The organism is Collinsella sp. wc0583 (assembly GCF_046116915.1).
Classification (GTDB): domain Bacteria; phylum Actinomycetota; class Coriobacteriia; order Coriobacteriales; family Coriobacteriaceae; genus Collinsella.
On the sequence record NZ_JBJXBN010000002.1, the window covers coordinates 287,770 to 297,397 of the forward strand.

Genomic DNA, 9,628 nt, shown 5'->3' on the forward strand with positions numbered 1-9,628 from the left:
ATGTATGTAACTTGTATGCCTGTGATGAGCATCAAACGAGAAGAAAGGCTGATGCACGATGACTACTCAGGAACAGGTTAAGGATGTCGTCTCCCAGGTTTTGGCTGACAAGGCAGACAAGGGCGGCATCAAGCGCGTCGTGTGGATTGGCGCCGGCGGATCCAACGGCGGCAACTATCCTGCCCAGTACTTTATGGAGCACGAGGCCACGCAGGTCGTGAGCTCCAGCTACACCAGCAACGAGTTCGTGCACGCAACCCCTGCCTACGTCAACGAGAACACCCTGGCCGTCGTCGTGTCCATGCGCGGCACCAAGGAGACCATCGTCGCCGCCCAGGTCGCCAAGGACCACGGCGCCAGCACCATCGCAATCTATGTTGACGAGTCCGGCCTCACCGAGGTCTGTGACTACAAGATCCAGTATGACAGCCTGGCCGTCGACGAGTCCTGCATGGGCCGTACCAACTCCGCCGTCGTGACCATGATCGCCATGGAGCTTACGCAGCAGACCGAGGGCTATGCCGAGTACGAGACCGCTATGGCCGCGTTCGACTTGGTCGACCCCATCTATCGCAAGGCCGTCGAGTACACCCGTCCGCTCGCTGCCAAGTGGGCCGAGCAGAACGCCGACAAGCCCTGCATCAACGTGATGGCTCAGGGTCCGCTCTTTGGTGCCGCCTACGTCTTTAGCATCTGCAACGTGCAGGAGATGCTGCAGATCGACTCCTGCACCATCAACACCTGCGACTTCTTCCACGGCCCCTTCGAGATCCTGGACAAGCGCACCTCGCTGTTCCAGCTCATCAGCGTCGGCCGCAGCCGCTGCAACGACGAGCGCGGCATCCGCTTCGTCAACCAGTACGGTGGCGAGCGCGTCTATCAGCTCGACGCCAAGGAGCTTGGCCTCAACGACATCAAGGACAGCGTGAGCGAGTACTTCAACCACCTGATCTTTGCCCCGATCCTCAACAATGTGTACATGCGCGCGCTCTCTGCCGTCACCCACAAGGACTACATGACGCGCCGCTACATGTGGAAGCTGGACTACTAAGGGGATAGAGCGGCCTAACAGCTCGATGTCCTCATAAGTTGCGGTGGAATAGTTCCTGTTTAGGGGCCTGAGGCCTCTATTTAGGAACTATTTCACCGCAATCGCCAAGTGATCCGTTTTCCTCCGTCCCCAGCGGATCACTTTTCCGTTCGCCGATTTGTGTCTTGAAAAATGTATATAACGACTATAACGTAGTATGAAACATATTGGAAACAATACCGAGGAGGCTGCGTTGAAGAAAAGCAATCTGGGCTATGTGCTGGTGCTGATCGCCGCGCTTATGTGGGGCAGCATCGGAATCTTTGTAAACGGCATCTCGGCCATGGGCGTTTCGTCTCAGAGCATGGCGGCCTTTCGCTTGTTGGTCGGAGCGCTTATCTTGGCGCCGGTCCTGATGTTTATGGGCTGCCGTCCGGGTGAGGGGTCTACCGTGGCTCAGGGTCCCCTGGCGCTATTCAAGGCAAGCCCCAAAGAGCTCGTCCCCTGCGCGCTTGTCGGTATCGTCGGTTTAGCCGCCGCCAACACCTGCTATTACGAGTGCATGCGCGAGGTGGGTATGTCTACGGCCTCGGTGCTGCTCTACACCTCGCCGGTGTTTGGCGTCATGCTCGGCCGCGTGCTTTATCGCGAGGACGTGACCCCCAACAAGCTCGTTGCCATTGTCTTTAACATCGTTGGCTGCGTGCTTGCGGTGACCAATGGCGACCTTTCCGGTTTTCATTTTTCGGTTTGGGGCGTCACGTCGGGCGTGATTGCAGGCCTTTGTGGTGCGTCGCTCGCGGTGTTTAGCCGGATAGCAACCAAGACGGTCCACCCGCTGGCTGTCACGTTTTGGGGCTTTGTTTTTGGCGGTGCGGTTATGGCGGCTATCGCGGCTCCGTGGCCGGATGTCGCCGCGGCAATGTCGCCACAGCTGCTGCTGCTGTTCCTTGGCTTTGGACTCATCCCCACAGCCGTGGCTTACATCTTATATATGCAGGGTCTGTCCATGGGGCTCGAGACATCGAAAGTTCCCGTCGTAATGTCTTTCGAGACGGTCGTTACCGTACTGGTGGGCATTGGTGTCTATGCCGAGCCCGCCGGCGTGATCAAAGTCCTGGGCATCGTGCTGGTGCTCGCGTCCATCCTGATTATGAACACCGACTTCTCCAAGCTGCGCAACAGTGTGTTTGTCGGTCATGTTGTTGAGAGCATGACCTTTAAGCCCAACGCGTGGTGGACGGAGAAATCGCAGGACATGGATCTGTTTAAGGAGCGCACCGGCATTGCGCTGGAACCCACCGTACAGGAAAGCCCCTGGTACTTCGTGCGATAGAGGATTGCGCGCAGGGTCTGAACTCGGGTTATCCAGCCAGCGCCAGCCTACCCGGCCCCAACGTTTCGAGTACGTTAAACCCGTCAACGGTCGATTTTCACCCGCGAACGGTCTTTATACTAATTAGCAATATCCGCAACGTATAAGACGTTATAATGACCATAACGAAAAGGAGGAGGCAAGATGAATCAGATCATTCTCGCATCTCATGGCGGCCTGGCCGCAGGCGCCAAAGACACGCTCGAGATGGTTCTCGGCGACGTGTCGAACGTCCACGTCGTGTCGCTTGCTCGTGACGACAAGGAGCCCATCACCAATAAGGTGGACGCCATGATCGCCACGTTCAACACGGACGACACCGTCTATGTGCTGACCGATATGCTCGGCAGCTCGGTCAACAACAACATGGTCGAGCTTTCCAAGAACGGCACGAAGTTCACGGTTGTCAGCGGTTTCAACATTCCGCTGGCACTGACGCTCGCTATGAGCCCCGTCCCCGTCAAGGGCGCCGAGCTCGCGGCCCTCATCAACGAGGCCCGCACCGGCCTGACCAACCCCAACGCACCGGTCGAGGCTGCCGCGGCTCCCGCCAAGAAGGCCAAGGCGCCCCGTCACAGCTCCGGTCCCGCCAAGATCGTCCTCGCACGTCTTGACTACCGTCTGCTGCACGGCCAGGTCGTCTTTACCTGGACCACCAAGGTTCAGGCCGAGCGCATCATCGTCGTCGACAACGCTGCCGCCAACGATGACATCAAGAAGGGCGCTCTTAAGCTGGCCAAGCCCCAGGGCGTTCGCCTGAACGTCTTCACCGTCGAGCGTGCCCTCGCCAAGATGGACAAGCTCAACACCCTCGGCGAGCGCGTCATATTCGTCTTTGGCAACACTGCCGAGATGCTGCAGTTCTGCCAGGGCTACAAGCTCGACGCCATCAACCTGGGCGCCACCGCCAACCACGACGGTGCCGATCAGGTCGGCGGCAAGGACAGCTCCGTCTTCCTCGACGCCACCCAGAAGGCAGACGTCAACCAGCTGCTCGACATGGGCATCAAGCTCTACGTCCAGCAGACCCCTACGTATCAGAGCGTCGACATCGACGCCAAGCTGTAATCAACCAGGCTTTTGCCTGACTGAAAGGAGAAGGGTATGAATACGTTCATCAGTGCGGTGCTCGTCGGCCTCGTCGGCGTGTTCTGCATGTGGGACTCCCGCCTGCTCGGTCGTCTTAACTTCGAGCAGCCCCTCGTTGGCGCTACGCTCGTCGGTCTGCTGCTGGGCGATGTGCCCACCGGCCTTGCCGTCGGTGCCGCCGTCGAGCTCGTGTCCATGGGCCTGGTGCAGGTCGGCGCTGCCGTTCCGCCCGATATGGTCCTGGGCGGCATCGTGGCCGCTGCCTTTGCGTGCCTGACCGATGCTTCCGCCGAGACCGCCATGACGATCGCCATCCCGGTCGCCGTCCTGGGTCAGCTCCTCGGCATCGTGTTCCGTTCCATCATCGCCGCCCTCACCCATGTGGCAGATAGCGCGATCGATAACGGAAAGTTCAAGACCGCCTACCGTATGCACATCTGCGCCGGCTCCGGTCTGTACGCCGTCATGTACTTCCTGCCGATCTTCCTCGCCGTCTTTGTTGGCACCGACCTGGTTCAGGCCATCGTCAACATGGTTCCCGAGTGGCTGTCCACTGGTCTTAACGTTTCGACCAAGATCATGACCGCCTACGGCTTGGCCCTGCTGCTCACCATGATGATCAAGAAGGGTATGACTCCGTTCCTGTTCATCGGTTTCCTGCTCGCCGCTTACCTCAACCTGTCCGTCATCGCGGTCGCTCTGATCGGTGTGTGCCTGGCTGTCGTCTTCATGGGCTTCAAGTTCAACGGTTCCCATGCAGCCGCCGGTGTCGATTCCGACTACGATCCGCTCGAAGACGACGAAGACTAAGGAGGAACACACTATGGCAACCGCAACCAAGGACGTGTCCCTGAACAAGAAGGTCAGCCAGTTCTTCTGGCGCTCCTGGGCCATCCAGGCCTCTTGGAACTACGAGCGTCAGATGAACATGGGCTTCCTCTACGGCATGGTTCCCACGCTCGATCGCCTCTATCCGGATGAGTCCGACCCCAAGCAGCTCGCTGCTAAGAAAGAGGCTTACCACCGTCACATGGCGTTCTACAACTGCACCCCGCAGACGAGCGCTTTCATCCTGGGCCTCGCCGCCTCCATGGAGGAGGAGTACGCCAAGGATCCCGAGAACTTCGATCCCGATTCGATCAACGCGGTCAAGACCTCCCTCATGGGTCCGCTTTCCGGCATCGGTGACTCCTTCTTCCAGGGCACCATCCGCGTTATCGCCTTTGGCCTGGGCGTTCAGCTGGCCCAGCAGGGCTCCATCATGGGCCCGATCCTGGCCATGCTCATCTCCATCGTCCCCTCTGTGCTGATCACTTGGTTCGCAGCCAAGATGGGCTATCAGGGCGGCCACGAGTACCTGAGCAAGCTTCAGGGCGGCGACCTCATGGAGAAGCTCATGTATGTCTGCGGCATCGTGGGTCTTATGTCCGTGGGCGGCATGATCGCTACGCTGATCGGCGCCACCACCCCGCTGCAGTTCGCTGAGGGCACCGTCGTTATCCAGGACATCCTGGATGGCATGATGCCCCAGATGATCTCCCTTGGCCTCACTGGCCTTATGTACTGGCTCATCAAGAAGAACGTCAACACCGGTTGGCTTCTCGTGATCGCCATCGTGGGCGGCATCGCCCTCTCCGCGGCCGGCATCCTGGCCTAGTCGCGACCAAGCGTCTAACCGCTTTCCCCGGGGAGCCTGCCTGACATCCCATACCCCAGGCAGGCTTCCATTCCCAAAATGTGACAATGGGACAGCTCCTTTGTCGCATCCTCAACGGGCCGGTGACTCGGTCCAAATCACGGTAACCCTGCGTGCGTCCGGCAAAGTGGCGCCGCAAAAATCGAAAGGAATGTGTCAGATGTACGAGATCGACCTTAACCTCCCTAAGCAGATCGTCGCTGACGTCCTGTCCAACCACGAGATCCACAGCGTCGCCTTCGTCGGCTGCGGCGCTTCCATGTCCGACCTTTACCCCGCCAAGTACTTCCTGGCCAACAACACGGACAAGCTGAACGTTCAGATCTTCACCGCTAACGAGTTCAACTACGACACGCCTTCCTGGGTCAACGAGCACACCTTCGTGATCACCTGCTCCCTCGGTGGCTCCACGCCCGAGACCGTCGAGGCCAACAAGACCGCCAAGAAGCACAACTGCCCGGTCGTCTCCCTCACCAACAAGGCTGGCTCCGCTCTGACCGTCGACGCCGACCATGTCATCGTTCACGGCTTCCACGCCAACTACGCTGCCAAGTGCGAGAAGCCCGGCTATGCCATCGCTCTTGCTGTCGAGATCCTTCAGCAGACCGAGGGCTATGACCACTACGAGGACATGATCACCGGCCTCACCAACGTCTTCGATCTCTGCGAGAACGCTGCTCAGCACTGCAAGAAGCTCGCCAAGAAGTTCGCCGAGGACTTCAAGGACGACAAGATGATCTACTTCATGGCTTCCGGTGCCTCCGAGAAGATGGCTTATTCTCACGCTGCCTTCCTGTTCACCGAGATGCAGTGGATCGACGCCGCCGCCTACAACACCGGCGAGTACTTCCACGGCCCGTTCGAGGTTTCCACCGAGGGTAAGCCCTACGTCTTCTTCATGTCCGATGGCGCTACCCGTCCGATGGACGCCCGCGCCCTCACCTTCCTTGAGCGCATGGGCGCCAAGGTCGCTCTGATCGACTCCAAGGACTACGGCCTGGCCGACGCCGTGCCCGCGAGCGTCGTCACCTACTTCAACCCGCTGCTGCACCTCGCCGTTATGCGCGAGTACGGCAATCAGATCGCCGAGGCCCGTCAGCACCCGCTGACCATGCGTCGCTACATGTGGAAGCTTTCCTACTAATCACAAGTAAGTAGACCTTACGGGTTGATTGAGAGGGGATGGGGTTTGCGCCCCGTCCCCTTTTTGCTTTGGGGGCGTGTCTGTCGCGTCATAAAACCCCAGATAAAACCTACCAAAATAAACCTGTCCCTTTTTGGCAGGTGGGAGGAGATGCGTATGATTAAGGCAGTGCTGTTTGACATGGACGGCGTGCTGGTCGATACCGAGTGGTTCTACAACCGCCGCCGCGTGGCGTTTATGGAAGAGAAGGGGTTCCACTTTGACGAGATTCCCGATCTTTCGGGGTCTAACGAGCCGGCCATTTGGGAGGCGCTGGTGCCCGACGATGTTGAGTTGCGCGAGCGCCTACGCGTGGAGTACAAGCAGGTCTACAGCCCGGACCACCCCGTTCCGTATGCCGAGCTGCTCAACGAGCAGACGGAGCCGGTGATGCGTGAGCTGCATGAGCGTGGCGTGAAGTGTGCCATCGCGAGTTCGTCCTATCGCGAGTTGATCGACGAGCTGGTGGAGATTGCCGGTATCGCCGACGTGCTGGACTACACCATCAGCGGTCACGAGTGCAGTGCGTTTAAGCCCGACCCCGAGATCTACCTGCGTGCCATGGAGGCGCTGGGGGTGGAGCCTGCCGAGTGCCTGGTTATCGAGGACTCGCCTTTGGGCATCGAGGCTGGCAAGCGCTCCGGCGCCCGCGTCCTGGCGCTGCGTCCGCACGAGGGTGTCAACCTCGATCAATCGCGAGCCGATGCCGTTATCGATAATCTGACCGACATTTTGGCCGCTTTGTAGCGTCAATCCGCCGCGAGAAGCACTGATTCACGCGTCTTTTGCTGCGGATTGGCTTAATTTGTCATCTATTTGGATCCGTTTGGCTTCGATTCGGACTAAGTGAGTAGACTTTTTGGTGCAGGACGAGCACAAAGCGCATCTGCTCTAGTAAAACCGCAGGTCACAGGGGTGGCGGTTTTGGGTGTGCTCTGCAGGTCGCGTAAAGTCTACTCACTTGTAATTTGGGCCTTTGGTCGTGGGGTTGCTGGTCCCGCTTTGGTTGTCGAGAGAGGGTGAATTGAAGCGCCCCCGCACGCTCCATGCTACAATCGCGGACATACCCCACAACTACATCTGCCTTCGAAAGGAGCCTGCGTGGCGAACGCCATCGATCAGCTCACGGACCGAGTGCTCGTACTCGGCCGCCTCACCATCGTCCGCCGCGCTATTACTGCCGTGGCGGTCACGATTTCCGCCGTTCTCCAGACATTCCTGATCCAGGCGTTCATTCAGCCCGCCGACTTGCTTCCGAGCGGCCTCACCGGCGTTGCGGTCCTGCTCGATCGCGTTACCTCGCTGGGCGGCGTTCACATCGACATCTCGCTCGGCATGCTTGCGCTCAACATTCCCGTGGCGCTCCTATGCTGGAGCGGCATTAGCAAGCGCTTCGTCATCTTCTCGATGATGCAGGTCGTGCTCTCGTCGCTGTTCCTCAACGTCTTTCACTTCGCTCCATTTTTGGGCGACAAGATTATGCTCATCATTTTTGGCGGCGTGGTCTCGGGTCTGGGCGCTGCCATCGCGCTAAAGTCCGGCGCATCTACCGGTGGCACCGACCTTATCGCGCTGTGGGTCTCCAACCACACGGGCAAGACCATCTGGGGCGTTATCTTTGGTTTCAATTGCTTTATCCTGGCGATCTTTGGCTTTATGTTTGGCTGGGACAACGCGGCGTACTCCATCGTGTTCCAGTTTATTTCGACCAAGACCATCGACAGTTTCTATCGTCGCTACGACCGCGTGACGCTGCAGATTACGACGCGCAAGGCAGACGAGGTCATGACTGCCTACGTAAACCATTTTCAGCACGGCATTAGCTGCGCCGAGGTCGTCGGCGGATACAGCCGCGAAAAGATGTACCTGCTGAACACCGTTGTCTCGACCTACGAGAGCCAGGACATTATCAAGTTGGTGTGCGACGTTGATCCCGGCGCCGTGATCAACGTGTTCCACACGCTCAACTTTGTGGGCGGCTGGTGGGGCGGTCATGTCGACGAGCCCATGCCCACGGCCGTTCCCGATCCCGACAAGCCCGCACGCATGGCCAGCAGGCAGGCGCGCCTCAGCGAACAGGACAGCCTGCAGCAGGATGACGGCAAGTAGGGTATTGGCATTTTGCCGGTCCTGCGCAACCCATCCGAACGAGCCCCCCGAAAGCCCCGTTGCTTTCGAGGGCTCTCGTTTGCCCAGATAAAACCTACCAAAATGAAGCTGTCGCTTTTTGGTAGGGAGGGTGTATCGTTTTATCAATATGAGGTAACATGAAACTAGACGTTATATACGTATTAGAAATTTAGCTATTTTGATAAGAGTGATCAGATATGCCTGCGCCCAAAAATGCACCGCTTTACCAGCAGATTTATGACGAAATCAAGGATGCGATCGAGAAAGGTGTTTATGCACCCAAGGAGCGTATTCCGTCCGAGCTTGAACTAGCCGAGCAGTACGAGGTGAGCCGTATTACGGTGCGCCGCGCTGTCGAGGAGCTGTGCTCCGATGGTTACCTGGTTAAGCAGCAGGGCCGCGGCACCTTTGTCTCCACGCCGCACATCAACCGCCAGTTTCACGCCTCGACGCTGCAGACGTTTACCGCGCTGTGTGCCGGCAACGGCATGAAGGCCGGTGCGCACGTGATCGATCGCCAGATCGTTCCGGCGCGCCAAAACGAGATGGAGTTCTTTGGCCTGCAGAAGGATGCGCTGCTGCTGCATATCAAGCGCGTGCGTACGGCCGACGGCGAGCCCATCTTTGAGGAGAACATCTTTGTGCCGTTTGACGCCTACCGTGAGCTGTTGACGGCCGATCTTGAGGACAAGTCGATTTTTGCCGAGGTCGAGCGTGTTGGCGGAACGCCGATTGTCTCGGTTGGCTACCGTACGGTCGAGGCCGTTCGAGCTAACGCCGAGCAGGCGGCCGAGCTGGGCATTGCTCCGCACGATCCGCTGCTCAACCTGCGTGCCGGCTTTACCGGTCCCGATGACGAGCCGGTTTTGATGGGTAAGCAGTACTACGTGGGATCGCGCTACGTTATGGTGATGTAGGGTTGGTTCCGCCGTTCTAACGAACGGCGGATCGGTCGACGCTGCAAGCCCGCCAGAGCGGCAATCTGCCTTTCAACTTCGGCGGCATGATCAGAAGTTTTGTTCCGCCGTTCTGACGAACGACGGACCTGTCGACGCTGCAAACGCCCCTAAGCGGCAATCTGACGTTCAATCGTCGGTCGCGTACCGAAGTACGCTTCCCTCCTCT

Annotated in this window: 9 protein-coding genes; all 9 read left to right on the forward strand. The window is 58.7% G+C overall.

Translation table 11 applies throughout. The features are described 5' to 3' along the window. Positions 1-58 precede the first annotated feature (58 nt). The 9 genes from ACKUUJ_RS02905 (at position 59) to ACKUUJ_RS02945 (ending at position 9,420) form a co-directional block, all read left to right on the forward strand. Entirely contained in the window at positions 59-1,051 is a 993-nt protein-coding gene (locus ACKUUJ_RS02905; protein ID WP_006235139.1) for an SIS domain-containing protein, read from the forward strand. A 232-nt stretch (positions 1,052-1,283) separates the two neighbouring features. Continuing rightward, on the forward strand, positions 1,284-2,366 hold the full coding sequence (locus ACKUUJ_RS02910; RefSeq protein ID WP_409064602.1) for a DMT family transporter: 1,083 nt from the start codon (positions 1,284-1,286) through the stop codon (positions 2,364-2,366). Between the two features lie 183 nt (positions 2,367-2,549). Beyond that, complete coding sequence (locus tag ACKUUJ_RS02915; protein ID WP_409064603.1) at positions 2,550-3,473, forward strand: PTS mannose/fructose/sorbose transporter subunit IIAB; 924 nt, start codon at positions 2,550-2,552, stop codon at positions 3,471-3,473. A gap of 36 nt (positions 3,474-3,509) precedes the next feature. After that, entirely contained in the window at positions 3,510-4,304 is a 795-nt protein-coding gene (locus ACKUUJ_RS02920) for a PTS sugar transporter subunit IIC (RefSeq protein ID WP_006235136.1), read from the forward strand. Positions 4,305-4,317: 13 nt separating this feature from the next. Continuing rightward, positions 4,318-5,151: a PTS system mannose/fructose/sorbose family transporter subunit IID gene (locus ACKUUJ_RS02925; RefSeq protein ID WP_117848824.1), complete on the forward strand. Its 834-nt coding sequence runs from the start codon at positions 4,318-4,320 to the stop codon at positions 5,149-5,151. Between the two features lie 199 nt (positions 5,152-5,350). Next, complete coding sequence (locus ACKUUJ_RS02930; RefSeq protein ID WP_226812387.1) at positions 5,351-6,334, forward strand: SIS domain-containing protein; 984 nt, start codon at positions 5,351-5,353, stop codon at positions 6,332-6,334. A gap of 156 nt (positions 6,335-6,490) precedes the next feature. Continuing rightward, on the forward strand, positions 6,491-7,120 hold the full coding sequence (locus ACKUUJ_RS02935) for an HAD family phosphatase (protein WP_343006533.1): 630 nt from the start codon (positions 6,491-6,493) through the stop codon (positions 7,118-7,120). A 354-nt stretch (positions 7,121-7,474) separates the two neighbouring features. Continuing rightward, positions 7,475-8,482 carry a YitT family protein gene (locus ACKUUJ_RS02940; protein ID WP_409064604.1) on the forward strand — a complete coding sequence of 336 codons (1,008 nt, stop codon included), beginning with the start codon at positions 7,475-7,477 and terminating at the stop codon, positions 8,480-8,482. 218 nt (positions 8,483-8,700) lie between these two features. Next, positions 8,701-9,420, forward strand: coding sequence for a GntR family transcriptional regulator (locus ACKUUJ_RS02945; RefSeq protein WP_006235129.1), 720 nt, complete (start codon positions 8,701-8,703; stop codon positions 9,418-9,420). Positions 9,421-9,628 lie beyond the last annotated feature (208 nt).

Bases quoted from the DNA above. Each gene is read 5' to 3' on its own strand.
- ACKUUJ_RS02905 (WP_006235139.1), top strand. From the start codon at position 59: ATGACTACTCAGGAACAGGTTAAGGATGTCGTCTCCCAGGTTTTGGCT.
- ACKUUJ_RS02915 (WP_409064603.1), top strand. From the start codon at position 2,550: ATGAATCAGATCATTCTCGCATCTCATGGCGGCCTGGCCGCAGGCGCC.
- ACKUUJ_RS02920 (WP_006235136.1), top strand. From the start codon at position 3,510: ATGAATACGTTCATCAGTGCGGTGCTCGTCGGCCTCGTCGGCGTGTTC.
- ACKUUJ_RS02925 (WP_117848824.1), top strand. From the start codon at position 4,318: ATGGCAACCGCAACCAAGGACGTGTCCCTGAACAAGAAGGTCAGCCAG.
- ACKUUJ_RS02930 (WP_226812387.1), top strand. From the start codon at position 5,351: ATGTACGAGATCGACCTTAACCTCCCTAAGCAGATCGTCGCTGACGTC.
- ACKUUJ_RS02935 (WP_343006533.1), top strand. From the start codon at position 6,491: ATGATTAAGGCAGTGCTGTTTGACATGGACGGCGTGCTGGTCGATACC.
- ACKUUJ_RS02945 (WP_006235129.1), top strand. From the start codon at position 8,701: ATGCCTGCGCCCAAAAATGCACCGCTTTACCAGCAGATTTATGACGAA.